Consider the following 14,229-nt stretch of genomic DNA (forward strand, 5'->3'; position numbering starts at 1 on the left):
CGTCACCACTGTTTGTACGGAATGCCGTTGATGCCGACGCGATCGGTTTTCGCCGACACGTCGAACACATCCTTGCCGGCCCGCGAATTGTCGGCGGCGTCCCCGCCGTCGCCCTGGTTCGGCGGCTCGCCGAAGGCCCGCACGTTCCACGTATCCTCCGCGGCGACATCCGCGTCGCCCGTGAAAAACGGATCGCGCGGCACGTGGCGAAGAAACATCAGCAGGCCGCCTTTCGGATCTTTCGCGTTGGGCACGCCGGTCACCATCACGGCGAGCGATGGCGGATAGCCGGAGGCATCGGCCTCCCTTTCGATCAGGCCCGTATCGCTCGCTTCCTTGTAGGCGTCCAGCGCGGTACGAATCTCGCGCAGCGCCGCGCTCAATTGCTGTTCCTTCTGACGCTGCACGATCAGCTCCGAGAACGGCACGATCGCGAGCGCGAGAATGCCGACGAGCGCCAGCGTGATAACCAGCTCGATCAGCGTGAAGCCGCGCTGGGCGGCACGCGCACGCAAGCGGAACGCATCGAACCGGACCTTCATGGCTCAGTACCCGTTTTGAATCGGCCGCAGCGGGTTGTCGCTCGGCATGTCGCCTTGCGGCATCACGATGCTCGACGGTGGGAACGCGGGCGGCGGAGCCGGTGCTGGCGCGGGCGCCGGAGCGGGCGCCGGAGCGGGCGCTTGAGCCTGAGTGGCCGCCGCAGCCGCGGCCGCAGCCGCATTCGCTTCGCCGGCAGGCGCGGCCTCGGCGCCGCTCTGTTCCGCTCCCGGCACCGGCACGGCGGACGGCAGCGCAGGCGGCGCGCTCGGCTGCGGCGAGAAGCGACCGCCGTATGGCGCCGGCGGCGGCGTCGTGCGCGGCGCGGGCGGCATCCGCCCAAACGCTCCGGTCGGCGGCGCCGTCGTGGCGGAGCCCGTGGCGCCTGCGCGCGGTTCGCGCGGCGCGCCAGTCGTGCCGCCGCCGACGTTGCCCGGCGTATGCACCGCCGGAGCCGGCAGCGCTTGAACCGCTTCGGCGCTGACCGGATCGAGCCGCAACTGGTCGGCGTGGACGTTGACATCCGTGCCGGACCACAACTCCTGCGTGTCCGCATCGGCGGAAAGCTGCGGACGTACGATGTGCGGCGTGATCTGCAGCACGATTTCCGTCTTCAGGTGATCGCCGTTGTGGTCCGAGAACAGGCGTCCGAGCACGGGCAGTTGCCCGAGACCCGGCACCTTGTCGGCCGTCGTGCGATCCTGATCCGAAATCAGCCCGCCGAGAATCTGACTCTCGCCGTCTCTCAGACGCAGACTCGTTGACGCACTGCGCGTGCCGATCTGATACGCAAGCGAAGTCAGACCCGTCTGCGTGTTGCTGCTGGAAATCGTCTTGGTGATGTTGCTGACTTCAAGATTGAGCTTGATGCCGACGTCGCCATCGCGATAGACCTGCGGTTCCACTTCGAGCTTGATGCCGACGTCGAGGTACTGAATCATCTGCGCGTACGAAGGCCCGCTCGTGCTCGGTGTACTGGAACTCGAAATCACAGGGACTTTGTCGCCGATCAGTATCTTCGCCTTTTCCTTGTTGCGCGTGCGGATGCGCGGGCTTGCCAGCAGGTTCGCGTCGACATCGCTAAGCTTGAAGTTGGCCGTCGCCGACAGGCCGCTGACATTCAATGAGTTGATTGGCAGGTGGTGCAATGCGCCCCACGTGTCCGCTGTTGAAGGCGTCGCCACCGAGAACGAATTCGGCCACTCGATACCGAGGTCGGTCAACCGGTCGTGGGACACTTCCAGCACCTGCACTTCCAGCATGACCTCCGGCTCCGGCAGGTCCTGCGCCGCGATCATTTCCTCGGCAACCCGCACCGTGTCCGGCGTGCCGCGAATCGTCACGGTGTTCGCACGCTCGTCGATGACGACTTCCTTGATCTTCAGCAGGCTCTTCAGCAGCCCCTGTATCTGCTTGGCGTCGACGTTCGACAACTGGAACGTGCGCACTTTCAGCTCCTGATATTCGAGCTGCTTGGCGGGGGTCGCGGGGTAGATGAAGAGCGTATTCGCGTTGAGCTGTTTCTTGTCGAGCTGGTTCTGCATCAGGATCATGTCGACCGTGTCCTGCAGCGACGCGTTCGTGACGAAAATCGTCGTCTTCAGGTCGGCGCGGACATCGCGATCGAAGATCACGTTCAGGCCCGACGTGCGCGATAACGCCTCGAAGACCATGCGCACATTCGCATCGCGAAACTGCAGCGTAACCGGCGTGCGCATGATCGATGACGCGGCGACATTCTCTTCCTTCGCCGAGCGCTGCTGCCTGCGCTTGTCGTCGATTTCCTTGAGCATCTGCAGCGCCATCGCGTTGGTCGGGTTCTGCGCGAGCACACGGTGTACGCGTTCCGACGCCAGCGCGTACGAACCGCGCTGGATCATCCGGTCCGCTTCCTGCAGGGTCGCCAGATCGCGGCGATCCTGGTCGAGCGCGGCGCCGATCTTGCGTCCGCGTTCGCTGGTCGGATCGATCTGACTCGCCGCGTAGAGCTTCTGGACGGCCGCATCGAACTGATAGCTCTTGCGCAACTGGTCCGCCTCATCGAGCAGCGCATCGACCTTGTGATTGCGATCGTGCAGATAGTTGATCTGCAGCTCGGCGTTGTTCGGCTCGCTCTGCCGGGTCGGCGGATTAACGCACCCGCTGAAGGCGAGCGCGACCGCGATCGCCAGCGCCGAGCGCTTGCGCGTTGCCCAGCTGAAAGCGGGACGATGGTCGCGAGACAGTCTCTCGGGCGACAGGTGTATCGACGAGCCGCCGTCTCCGATGCGGCTTCCACCCCGGTTGTATGCGGCTTTCATTTATTTTCCTTCGCTTGCGTGGAGAGCACCTGCCTCTCGTTCAGCGGCAGATAGGTCAGCACCACTTCGTTTTCCGAAATCGACTCGACGCGATACTGTTCATCGACGACCTCACCTGGCGAAACGATCAACAAGCGGTCGCCGCTACTGAGGAACACCTGCGGTTTCGCCGCTTTTGCATCCAGTTCACCGAGGTAGGTAAAGGGCACGGGCGGCGCCGTGGGAGGCGCCACCGGCTCCGGAACGGGCGCCGCCACGGGCGGCGGTGGCGGCGGCAGCCATGACGACACGACGAACGGATTGTTCGCCGACGTCAGGGACAGCGGTGCGCGTAGCGCGATTAGCCTTTCGCGTGGAGTCGGCGCCGCCTTGGCTGCCTTGGCCGGCCCAGCGGGTTGAGCGGCGCTGGCCGCCTTCACCACGTGCGCCGCATCCGCCGCGCTAGCCGGGTTCGCCCCATGCGCTGCGGAATCCGGCACCTGTGCCGCGCCTTCGCGATGCAGCGCGACGGTCCGCGCGCGCGCGTCGTCGTGATGTGCGCCACTGGCCGCGGCGACCACCGCCGGTGTCTGCATCGCGGGCGCCAGCTCGCGAAAGCTCAAGCCAGCGGCGACGATTCCGCAGAACGTAATCAGCAGGCGCCTGACGAGATCGGGTTTCATGGCTGCGCTGCCCGATAGATGAGTTCGAAGCGCACGCGCGCGTCGAGCACGTTGCCGTTCACGGCGGGACGCTCGACATGGATTTCGCGCAACGCCGCGTTCGGCACGTTGTTGAGCACGGAGGCCAGGAAATGCCGGATCGAACCGTACTGATCCTTGACCGGCAGGAGCATCTGATAGCGGACGAAATGCGCGTTCGTATCGTTCGTGACGAGATACTCTGCCGAACCGAGCGTCAGGTTGCTGTCGCGGGCCTGGGCGAGGATCGTCGCGATGTCGTTGGCGCTCTGCGCGAATCCCGGAAACAGATCGGACAACGTATTGAGTGCGACTGTTTCCGTAGCCGCGGACCGTTCGGCCACGCCATGACGGGCCTTGGCAGTCTGTGCGAGCGACGCCGGATCGCGCAGTTCACGCGCCGGCCCTTCGACGCGCGGAATCGCCGCCGCGACCACCGCTGCCGCACCCAGCAACAGCGCGCCTAGCAAACCGGGCAGCCCAAGCCGGCGCTGCAGTTCGAAGCGTAAGGTGAGCAGCCTGTCCCGCCACTGATCGCGGTTCATGATTTTCTCCAGACGGCGGTGATCTGGAAGCGCACCGGCGTGCCGGGCACGTTGGTCTCGATGATGTGATCGTTGAGCACCGCTTCACGCAGCAGCACGCTGGCCTGCAGATAGCGGAGATACGCGATCATCGCGTCGAAGTTCTTCGCTTCTGCGGTGATGCGGATCTGGCTTTGCGCGGGGCTCTGATCGATGCCGATGAGGGCGACGTCGTGATCCGGGTAGTCTTCGACGATCGACAGCAGGTCTTGCCACGGCACCGTCAGTTCGCGCAGCACCGCGAGACTCTGGCTCTCCGCCAGCCTGGCCGCAGGCGTCTGCGGCACGGTCGCCGGATGCGATCTCGCGAAGAGCCGATGGCGTTGCGCTTCCTGTTCCGCCTGCACGCGGTCGTTCTCGTCGTAGACCTGCCAGAGGCGTTCGCCGCTCACTAGCAGCAGCAAGCCGGCGACGCACAGCAGCACGATGCCCGCAGGCGCGCCGAGCGCGCGGTGCCGTCCGAAATCGATGTGAAGGCGGGGCATCATCGCGCGGACTCCATCAGACGATGCGCGACCGACGTATCCAGCGCCGGTTGCGCGGGCCGCAGCGTCGTCAGGAAGCGCCCTTCGAACGGCGCCGGGTCGATCTCGCTGCCGTACAGATAGACCCGGTACGCTTCGCGCTTGCCGCTCGTGCGGTTCGCGAGGCGCTCGAACGCCTGCTCGGCGCGCGCCGCGATTCGCGCAGCGTCGCTGGCGTCGCCGGGAAAGAGGCGCTGTGCGTCATACGCGACCCAGCAGTTCTCCTCGACGAGCACCGCCTGCAACAGCGTATCCGCGACGAACAACAGCATCGCCTGACCGGCGCCGGCTGCGTCTTCGACACGATTCAGCATTTCCGGAAGACACAGCTTGAGGCACTGGATGTCGACGCGCGCTGTCGCGCCCGCTTGATGAATGCCGTCATGCAGCGTGCGGGACATCGCGCTCGCAAACACCGCGTGGCCGCCACGCTGCACCGAGAAGCGCACCTGCACCGAGTCGGCCTCGATCCCGTAGAGATCGGCGAAATGAGCCAGCACGACTTCTTCGATTTCGCGTGCGCGCAGCGTGCGAAAGTCCCCGCGCAGAATCGCGTGACTCGCCCAGAAATCGTCCAGCACGATGCGTGCGCCGCGCTTTGACGGCTCCTTCTGCCCGGCGGGCGCGGGGTCGGTGGCCAACGCGAGCTTCAGCGCGTCGAGCACGCCCGCCTCGGTGAAGCACTGTTCGTCGGGAATCGCGATGCTCGCAGGTTCAGGAAGCTCGGCAGGCTTGCGGCGCAACCGCATCCAGCGAGGCGGTGCCGCGCCCACGACCAGTTCGCGTGTACCGACGCCGATCGCGATCGAGCCGCCGGTGGCTAGCGAACCGCCGGCGGCCAGTGAACCGCCGGTGGCCAGTGAACCGCCGGTGGCCAGCAGATTATTCAACCATGGTGACACGGTTGATCTCCTCGAGTGTCGTTTCGCCCCGCATCACGAGCGCGACGGCGGCCGTGCGAAGCGTCTGCATGCCGTACCGGAACGCCGCTGCCTTGATGTGCCCGAGCGGCGCACGCTCCGAGAGCAACTGGCGCAATTCGTCGTTCATCCGCAGCGCTTCCGCGATCGCGCGCCGTCCGCGATACCCGCTGCCGCGGCACGCCGCGCAACCCATGCCCCGGCGAAAGCGGTAGCTGCCCGCCGTCTGCGGATCGATGCCCGAACGGACCAGCGTGTCCGCGTCGACCGTGTCGTCCACCGCGCAGTCGGCGCAACACTGCCGCAACAGACGCTGCGCGATCACGCCGTTCAGTGCGGACACGAAGCTGTAGGGGTCGACGTCCATATTCGTGAAGCGGCCGATCACGTCGAACACGTTGTTCGCGTGCACCGTCGTGAACACCTGATGGCCGGTCAACGCCGCCTGCACCGCAATCTGCGCGGTCTCCGGATCGCGGATCTCGCCGACCATGATCTTGTCGGGGTCGTGGCGCAGAATCGAGCGCAGTCCGCGGGCGAACGTGAGACCTTTCGCTTCGTTGACCGGAATCTGCAGGATGTCGCCCAACTGATATTCGACCGGGTCCTCGATCGTGACGATCTTTTCGAGGCCGTCGTTGATCTCGGTGAGAATGGCGTACAACGTGGTGGTTTTACCGCTGCCCGTTGGCCCCGTCACCAGTAGCATCCCGTAGGGCATGGAGGCGACCGAGCGCATGAAGCGCGTGTCGTCCTGCTGAAAACCGAGCGCTTCGAGCGTCAGCCCGCCTGCGGCCTGCGAAAGCTGATAGCGGTCGAGAATCCGCAGCACCGCGTCTTCGCCGAACTGATTCGGCATGATCGACACGCGGAAGTCGATCTCGCGGCCCGCATACACCGCCTTGAAGCGGCCGTCCTGCGGCACGCGGCGCTCGGCGATGTCGAGTTCGGAAATGACCTTCACACGCGACAACACCTGGTCGGCGACGTCGCGGCCTTCCATCCGGCCGACCACGGTCAGCACGCCATCCACCCGGCACTTGATCATCAACCCGTTCGCGCGGCATTCGAGGTGAATGTCGCTCGCCATCATCTTCAGCGCGTCGTAGATGGTGGAATTGAGCAGCCGCACCACCGCGCTGTCGTCGCTGCTGATGCCCTGCAAGGTCAGCGCGAGCGAGGACGGGTCGGCGGCATGCTGCACCTGATCGTCGAAGGCGAGCGAGTCCATCGCCCGCACGTCTTTCTCGCGCACGGCGAGCCACGCGGTGAGGTCGCCGACGCTGGCGAGCGCCCAGCTATACGGCACGGTCGGCCGCGAGCGCATCCGGTGTTCGACGCTGCCGCGCGTGCGGGCGTCGAGCGGATCGGCGATCACGAACAGCAGCGCGCCGTCTTCATCCGGTTGACGAAAACACACGCACAAACGGGTCGTCGCTTCGACGAACGGCAGCACGTCGAAATCCGCTTCGAGCCGGTTCAACTCCTGCATGCCGATCGATTTCATGCGGAACTGCTCGGCAAGCCGCACGACCATCTCGTCGGCGCCGAGCGCCGCCTGCGTCATCAATTCCTCCAGCGCGCGGATGCCGGAGCCGTGCCGCTCGCCGAGCGCGCGCAGCGCATCGCGCAACTCGATGCTCGGGCTTTCCGGTGTCGCGCTGATCGTGTCCATGCATGTTCCCCAAGGCCGGCCTACTGGATGCTCGACGCAATTTCGAAGATCGGCATGTACATCAGCACCACGATGCCGCCGATCACCACGCCAATGAAAATCATCATCGCGGGTTCGATCAGCCGCGAGATCAGATCGATCGTGCGCGACACCTGCGCCTCCTGAAACGCGGCGATCCGGTCGAGCACGGGCCCCAGGCCACCGGTTTTCTCCGCGACGGTCAGCAGACGATAGGTAATCGCGTTGGCGAGGCCGGCCTGCTGGAACGCGTCGGACAGCTTTGCGCCGTTGCGCACCTGCTGCATGGCGGCGGCGACGGCAACCCGATCGGTGCGGCTCACCAGCCCGCTGGCAAGATCGAAGGCCCGCACGGCGGGGATGCCGCCATCGACCAGCATCGCGGTCGTGCGAAAGAATTGCGACTGGCGAAACACACGGAAGTGCTGGCCGATACCGGGCAGCGCGAGCAGGCGATCGGCGATCCAGTTGCGCGCCGCCGCCCGGCGCAGCGCGACAACGGCCGTCACCACCAGCACGGCGAGGCCGACAGCGAGCTCTGTCCCATGCGCATGCACCATGCCGCCCCAGGCCATCAGCAGTTGCGACAGCAAGGGCAATTCGCGTCCGCTATGTTCCAGCAGGCTCGCAAAGCGAGGCACGACGAAACCGAGCAGGAACAGCACGACGGCTGCGCCCACCAGCAGCAGAACAGAGGGGTAGATCGCCGCCGACACCACCCGGCCGCGCAGTTCGTGAAGCAACGCGCTGTTGCGCGAGTAGCGGGTCAGGCTGTCGGCCAGACCGCCGGTTTGCTCGCTGGCTTTCACGCACGCAACCAGCACCGGGGGAAACACGTCGCTCGCGTGTTCGAGCGCCGCGGACAGCGACTGCCCCTCTTCGAGTTGCCGCAGCAGATCGCGATACACCACGGCCGAAGCTTCGCGGCGTTCGTTGCCGCCGAGCGTGCGCAACGCGTCGACCACGCCGACGCCGGCCTCGAGCAGGGCGGCGAGCTCGCGCGCGAACAATTCGACGTTGAAGCGGGCGCCGGGCAGCGCCGACCACCTCGCGCGGCGGCGCCGTCCCCGCGCATCCGCGCGCACCGACACGACACGCAGGCCTCTCGCACGCGCGAGCGCGGTGGCGGCGGCAGAAGAATCGCAGTCGACGCGAAGCGTCTGCACTGAACCGCTGGTATCGAAGACGCGCAGCAGGTACTTCACGTCGATTCTCCTTGCTGACAGCACACTACCAGGACGAGATGGTCACGTTCTCACCGGTGCCGCCGCCCTGACCGTTCTTGCCGAGCGAATACAGGTCGTAATCGCCATGCTCGCCGGGCGACCGGTACTGGTACGGGCGATCCCACGGATCGGGCGGCACTGCTTTCTGCAGATACGGGCCGCTCCAGTGCGTCGCGTCCTGGGGTTTGACCATGAGCGCCTGGAGCCCTTCCTCGGTCGTCGGATAGGCACCCATGTCGAGCCGGTATTGATCGAGCGCCTTGCTCAACGAGTCGATCTGGGCTCGCGCGATCTTGACGTTCGATTTGCCGACCTGCTCGAAGTAACGCGGTGCGACGAGACCCGCAAGCAAACCGATGATGACCATCACCACGAGCAGTTCGAGCAGCGTGAACCCGCCGTTGCGCCGCGGTGCCCGCGGTGCCTGTTCAACGCGTGCGGGGCGCAGAGCGCTCATAAGCACGGCAGACCTGATCGAGAACGATTCGTTGCGCACGTTACTCCCCTTCTAACGACTCACCGCTCCGATACCGCCGAAGCCGTTTTATTCATTCTTGTTCAGGTCGATATCGGCAAGAAGTAGGGAGACCCGACCAAAGGGATGGGTAAAGACCCCCCAGTTCCTGCGCCGTTCAGAGGAAGCCGTTGAACTCGTCCGTGTGGCTCGGCAGCGTGAGCACGCCCATGTCGAGCGCGATGCGCACGAGACCGGTGACGTTGGTGACGCCGAGCTTGCGCATCAGGCTGGCACGGTGTTTTTCGATGGTTTTCGGGCTGAGCTGGAGTTGCTCGCCGACCTGCCGATTGGTGTGGCCTTCCGCGACGAGCCTGAGCACCGTGCGCTCCCGGCCGGTCAGCGTGTTCCAGATCTGCGTGGGTTGCCCAACGCCCGGCAGCAGTTCGTGCGCCACGCTGCGGAGACGGTGAGCGTCGAACGCCGGGTTGCGTTTGCCCTGCATCACGAGACGCATTTCGTTGACGAGTTCTTCGAACGATGCATCCTTGATCACGTAGCCATCCGCGCCCGCCGCCAGCGACGCGCGCACATGCTCGTCGCTGCTATGAATCGTCAGCGCGATGATGCGTATGCGCGGCGTCTGCCGCTTGATCACGGCGATGGCCTCGATGCCGTTCATGCACGGCATCGAGAGATCCATCAGGATCAGATCGGGCAGCAGCGTACCGGCGAGACAGCAGGCCTCGAGCCCATCGGTCGCCTCGCCGGCGACCATGTAATCGGGCAGCGAGGACACCATGGTGCAGAGACCGCCGCGCAAAAGATGCTGGTCTTCGGCGATCAGAACGCGATACTTCTTATCCACTTTGTTCGCTCCCGGCCGGAACCCGCTCGATTAGTTCGAGGCGACGACTTCGTGGTAGGCGTTCAACAGTTCCGCCGGCGTCGCGAGACCGTCGAGGCGCAGCCATGGTTTGCCGGGCGCGGCGCGGAAGAAGGCCACCGCCGTGTGATTCATCTTGTCGCCGCGATAGACGTTGAAGGCGCGTTGGGCGGCGATGCTCGCCTCGACCGTGCCGGTGTAGTGCTGCCACTCGGGACCCGCATCGAACCGGGCTGCGTACGCTCTCAGGCGTGCCGGCGTGTCCTCTTCAGGGTCGATCGAGATCGACACCAGATGGACCTTGTCACGATCGACTCCCAGCTTGCCCTGCAATTCCTCGAAAGTCTGGCTGACCATCGGGCAAATCGTCGTGCATGTCGTGTAGATGAACGTCAGGATGACCGGGCGACCGTCGTTCAACTCGTCGACGAGAGAGACGGCCTTGCCGTCGTCGCGAACCAGGGTCACCGCGGGCAGCGTGTACTCGACCGTGGAGCGCGTCGTCCCCGCCGTCATATCGTGGTGATGCATGTGCATCGCGGCACCGCCGGCGGCAGCTTCAGCCGGCGCAGGCTTCATATCCATCATGGCGCCGTGCGGTTGCGCCGCCGTGGCCGGGTTGCCGGCTGAACCTTCAGCGGCGGCGGGTTGCATCTGCGCCATCATCTTGTGATGTTGCGCCTCCATCGTTGCGCCATCGGCCACGTCTTCGGCGCTTGCCGGCAGTGCTCCGACGCTGGTCAGCCCGGTGCCGGCCACCACGAATGCGCCTATCATCCATGTGCGGTTCATCTTCATCGCGGTCTCCAGAAACGGAAGAAAGAACGAGGCACGTCGCCCAATGCGCAGCCGCACGCGCTCCACCCTGTCCTTTCAGTCTCGTGACTCCGCTCTCACGCGTCATTAGATGAAGCTCCCCAAAGCACGGTAGGGTATGCCTGCCAGAGGAAAATCCCGCTAGCGCCCGCGCGGGGTGTCCCCCCCTTGACGTCCGTACATGCCCCGTTGGCAGAGGCATACGCCGAGGCCTACAATCCGTTGGCAGATTAAGACTCTCTTAAGGCCCCCCGCTGGGAGATCCCATGCATGCCAGTCAGCCCGAGGGACGACAGCTGAAGTTGCGCGACGTCATCGAGGCGATGCGCAGGCTGGGGATCGCGGCCCGGCTCGAAGAACCGCAAGCGGGCAGCGTCACCGACGCGCGCGGCGCAGCGCTTGCGATCGTGTCGGCGGATGGCATGTTCCTGTCGGCCAACCGCAGTGCTGCGGCGCTGCTGGGTTATTCCAGCGGCGAGCTGATCGGCCGCCGGCTGCTGGATATGGCGCCCGAGAGCGATCGTGCAACGCTCGCCGCCCAACTGTCCGGGGATCCCGCGCGCGAGTTTTATTCGTTCAGTACGCTGCTGGCCGGGCGCACTGGCCGCCCGACCCGGCTCGTGCTGCATCAGCAGCTGATTGCAGCGGACCAGAACGAAGACCTCGCACGCCTGACGCTCTTCGAGGAACCGCTGGCGCCCGAGGAGCTGCTCGAGGACGATGCCCAGCTATCCGAAGCCGAGGCACGCAGTCGTCTGAAGTACCTGATGATCGGTCAGCAGCGCGAGCGTCAACGCCTCGCCGCCGATCTGCACGACGGCATGGGCCAGGCGCTGACGCTGATCAAGCTGATGGTCGAGGATGCCCGCATGCGTCTGCGCCGCGGACAAGCCGAGGACGCCGCGCAGAAGCTGGACGCCACCGTGTTGCAGATCCGCGAGACCATTGGCGAGATGCGGCAGATATGCGGCGAGTTGCGTCCGCTTGCGCTCGAACGGCTGGGCCTGCCCGCGGCGCTGAGCACGTTGTGCCGAGGCGTGGACCGCGGGGCGGCGCACCTCCTCGTGCACTTTCACTGCGACATCGACGACCGGGATGTGCCGGAGCATCTGAAAGCGGACATCTTCAGAGTCGCGCAGGAAGCGCTCAACAACAGCGTCAAGCATGCGGCCGCCACCGAAATCCGCCTTGCGCTGCAACGGATCGAGACCGGTCTGTTGCTCACGATTCAGGACAATGGAACCGGCTACGACACCCGTCCGCTCTCGCTGGAAGCCATGAGCTCGACAGGGCTCGGCCTGACCGGCATGCAACAGCGGGTCGAATCGCAGGGCGGCTTTCTCTCGGTTCACTCCTCCGACAACAGTGGAACGCTGGTGTCGGCGAGCTGGACACTCTGACGGGTCCGCGCCTCACCCTGCCGCCGAGCCGCTCACCCGCTGCACCGGCAACTCCACGATGTCGCCGCCCTCAGCCGACGAGGCCGGGTGGGCTGCCGGCAACCGCGCCAGCGTGTCGTCGCTATCGCGCTCGGCGCATTTGGCCGCGAGAGAGGTCAACAGGCCCATGCTGATGGCGACCAGCACGAGCTCCGTCAAATTCTCGATGGCGAGCTTGTGCATGACGCTCGCACGATACTTCTCGATCGTCTTCGGGCTGAGGTTCAGATACTGACCGACCTGCCGGTTGGTGCGTCCTTCGGCGATCAGCTTCAGCACGCTGCGCTCGCGCGCCGTCAGGACGTCCCACGCCTTCTTCGGCGCCACTGCTTCGCGCCCGGTAATGAATGAGTCGACCATGTAGCCGTAGACGTCGGCGCTCAGGTGTTTTTTCCCCTGCATCACCACCCGCATCGCGACGATCAGTTCATCGAACGAGACGTCTTTCAGCACATAGCCGTCGACGCCTGCGCGAAGCGCTTCCCGTACGTACTCTTCGGTCTGGTGAACCGTGAGCGCGATAATGTGCACGTGCGGCGAGCGGCGCTTGATGGCCGCACTGGCGTCGATGCCGTTCATGCCGCGCATCGACAGATCCATCAGGATGAGATCCGGGCTGAGCGTCATCGCAAGCTGGCAGGCCTCCTTGCCGTCTCGCGCTTCGCCGACCACGTCGTAATCGCCTTGCGCTGAAAGCATGGAACACAATCCGCTGCGCAACAGATCATGATCCTCGACCACCAGTACGCGATATTTGATATTCACGATCCCCTCTCCTCGGCATGGCCGGTTGAGTGCACAACCGAAAGGTCGCCCTTTGGCAGGACAATATTTTTCTTTCGATTATTTCTTTCTAATGCCTTTCAAATTTATTTATTTAAGCTAACGTATTCGTGAGACAATACTGCTTTATTCCCCGTGCTGCCTTTGTTCGCAAGGTTCGCGCCAACGCTCTGCGGCCCGCCTGCAGCGCAGTTGTGCGCTGCAAAACGTAAAGTCGAATTAGCAATTCCGGCTCAAAACGTTTCAAAAATGATAATTCCCCGGCCGGAGTCGACACTGGTAATAATACGAATAGAGCATGCTTCGCGCGTAAATCAGAAATAATTAACGGCGCCTGCTAGTGACCATCGTTTACACCGGAATTATTTTCTTTCTTTGAAGCGGCTTACGAATGCCGCATATCTTCACGTCTGTGACGATCCGTTACAGGCGTAACGTTTCTGTACACAGGGTGAAAGCCCCCCTCGCGGTGCGTTGAAAAGGAGGAGGTTGCCCCATTGCTGAGGTCCTTTTACGCGAACCACAATGGCAACGCGGGGGGATTTCGAACATGTACCGGCGCCCTTCTTTCCTGTCGACGAACACGCTTAGAGCCGTCTCGCTACGAGCCGTCGCGATCGTGCTAGGCATGACTTCGGCTGGCGTCGTGCACGCGGACATATTCGGCACCGTCGACAGCAAGGGCGCGATCGTCCTGACCAACGCGCCCGGCAAGGTGGGCTTGAAGCTCATCGTGGCGGGAGAGTCGCCGGGCGAAAGCGACGCGAAACGAAGCAACGCCGAGTTCAGCGCCACGATCGATATCGCGCGTTTCGCCGATGTGATCGACGAAGCGAGCCGTACGTTTCGCGTTCGACCCGAACTGCTGCGAGCCGTGATCGACGTCGAGTCCCGCTTCAACCCGAACGCGGTATCGGACAAAGGAGCGCAGGGACTCATGCAGTTGATGCCCGCAACGGCGCGGCGCTTTTCCAGCGGCAACATGTTCAATCCGCGCGACAACGTGCTAGCGGGCGCGCGCTATCTGCGCTTCCTGCTCGATCTCTTCAAGGAGGACATGGAGCTCGCTCTGGCCGCGTACAACGCGGGAGAGAATGCGGTGATTCGAGCCGGTTACCGTGTTCCGTCCCTGCCCGAGACGCGCCAATATGTGCCGCGCGTACTCGCCCGCTATCGGCGGCTACTGACGGCCAGCAGCTAGGTCCTGGTGAGCGGGAGAGTCAGTGAGCGAGTGGAGCGGCAAGCGCCGCACGACGCTTTCTACAGCTTGCCGTAGCTATGCAGCCCCGACAGGAACATGTTGACGCCGAGGAACGCGAAGGTCGTCACCAGCAGGCCGGTCAGCGCCCACCAGGCCGCCGCCGCGCCGCGCAGGCCCTTCATC

14 protein-coding genes and 1 pseudogene are annotated in these 14,229 nt (G+C 64.5%); 2 read left to right on the forward strand and 13 right to left on the reverse strand.

Translation table 11 applies throughout. From position 1 onward, the window contains the following. Positions 1-2: 2 nt before the first annotated feature. The 11 genes from DLM46_RS36480 to DLM46_RS36530 all read right to left on the reverse strand — a co-directional run bounded on the left by DLM46_RS36480 (position 3) and on the right by DLM46_RS36530 (position 10,395). Complete coding sequence (locus DLM46_RS36480; RefSeq protein ID WP_115109384.1) at positions 3-542, reverse strand: type II secretion system protein; 540 nt, start codon at positions 540-542, stop codon at positions 3-5. Positions 543-545: 3 nt separating this feature from the next. Further along, complete coding sequence (locus DLM46_RS36485; protein WP_115109387.1) at positions 546-2,840, reverse strand: type IV pilus secretin PilQ; 2,295 nt, start codon at positions 2,838-2,840, stop codon at positions 546-548. Continuing rightward, entirely contained in the window at positions 2,837-3,502 is a 666-nt protein-coding gene (locus tag DLM46_RS36490; protein ID WP_115109389.1) for a hypothetical protein, read from the reverse strand. The genes DLM46_RS36485 and DLM46_RS36490 overlap by 4 nt, the downstream gene beginning before the upstream one ends. After that, positions 3,499-4,065, reverse strand: a complete 567-nt coding sequence (locus tag DLM46_RS36495) for a hypothetical protein (protein ID WP_115109392.1) — start codon at positions 4,063-4,065, stop codon at positions 3,499-3,501. The genes DLM46_RS36490 and DLM46_RS36495 overlap by 4 nt, the downstream gene beginning before the upstream one ends. Next, positions 4,062-4,592 carry a PilN domain-containing protein gene (locus DLM46_RS36500; RefSeq protein ID WP_115109395.1) on the reverse strand — a complete coding sequence of 177 codons (531 nt, stop codon included), beginning with the start codon at positions 4,590-4,592 and terminating at the stop codon, positions 4,062-4,064. The genes DLM46_RS36495 and DLM46_RS36500 overlap by 4 nt, the downstream gene beginning before the upstream one ends. Further along, the gene (locus tag DLM46_RS36505; protein ID WP_244306516.1) at positions 4,589-5,530 is read right to left on the reverse strand and encodes a hypothetical protein; all 942 of its coding nucleotides are present in this window, start codon (positions 5,528-5,530) and stop codon (positions 4,589-4,591) included. Before DLM46_RS36505 ends, DLM46_RS36500 begins: the two co-directional genes overlap by 4 nt. Then, positions 5,511-7,223, reverse strand: a complete 1,713-nt coding sequence (locus tag DLM46_RS36510) for a GspE/PulE family protein (RefSeq protein ID WP_115109397.1) — start codon at positions 7,221-7,223, stop codon at positions 5,511-5,513. Before DLM46_RS36510 ends, DLM46_RS36505 begins: the two co-directional genes overlap by 20 nt. 20 nt (positions 7,224-7,243) lie before the next feature. Next, positions 7,244-8,446, reverse strand: a complete 1,203-nt coding sequence (locus DLM46_RS36515) for a type II secretion system F family protein (protein ID WP_115109400.1) — start codon at positions 8,444-8,446, stop codon at positions 7,244-7,246. Positions 8,447-8,471: 25 nt separating this feature from the next. Beyond that, positions 8,472-8,924 (reverse strand): type II secretion system major pseudopilin GspG, encoded by a 453-nt coding sequence (gene gspG, locus DLM46_RS36520; RefSeq protein WP_115109402.1) that lies wholly within the window; start codon positions 8,922-8,924, stop codon positions 8,472-8,474. Positions 8,925-9,099: 175 nt separating this feature from the next. Further along, a complete protein-coding gene (locus tag DLM46_RS36525) occupies positions 9,100-9,789 on the reverse strand; it encodes a response regulator (RefSeq protein WP_115109404.1) in 690 nt (229 codons plus the stop codon). 30 nt (positions 9,790-9,819) lie between these two features. After that, entirely contained in the window at positions 9,820-10,395 is a 576-nt protein-coding gene (locus DLM46_RS36530) for an SCO family protein (RefSeq protein WP_425274049.1), read from the reverse strand. Between the two features lie 494 nt (positions 10,396-10,889). Between DLM46_RS36530 and DLM46_RS36535 the strand changes: the two genes are divergently transcribed. Beyond that, positions 10,890-12,023, forward strand: coding sequence for a sensor histidine kinase (locus DLM46_RS36535; RefSeq protein WP_115109409.1), 1,134 nt, complete (start codon positions 10,890-10,892; stop codon positions 12,021-12,023). 12 nt (positions 12,024-12,035) lie between these two features. Here DLM46_RS36535 and DLM46_RS36540 read toward each other — a convergent pair whose 3' ends face one another. Further along, complete coding sequence (locus DLM46_RS36540; protein ID WP_115109411.1) at positions 12,036-12,827, reverse strand: response regulator; 792 nt, start codon at positions 12,825-12,827, stop codon at positions 12,036-12,038. A 568-nt stretch (positions 12,828-13,395) separates the two neighbouring features. Here DLM46_RS36540 and DLM46_RS36545 point away from each other — a divergent pair. Then, entirely contained in the window at positions 13,396-14,046 is a 651-nt protein-coding gene (locus tag DLM46_RS36545) for a lytic transglycosylase domain-containing protein (RefSeq protein ID WP_115109413.1), read from the forward strand. A gap of 59 nt (positions 14,047-14,105) precedes the next feature. Here DLM46_RS36545 and DLM46_RS36550 read toward each other — a convergent pair. Then, a pseudogene (locus DLM46_RS36550) lies at positions 14,106-14,229 on the reverse strand (c-type cytochrome biogenesis protein CcsB); the annotation flags it as partial.

It is taken from the genome of Paraburkholderia lacunae (genome assembly GCF_003353175.1).
Taxonomy (GTDB): Bacteria; Pseudomonadota; Gammaproteobacteria; order Burkholderiales; family Burkholderiaceae; genus Paraburkholderia; species Paraburkholderia lacunae.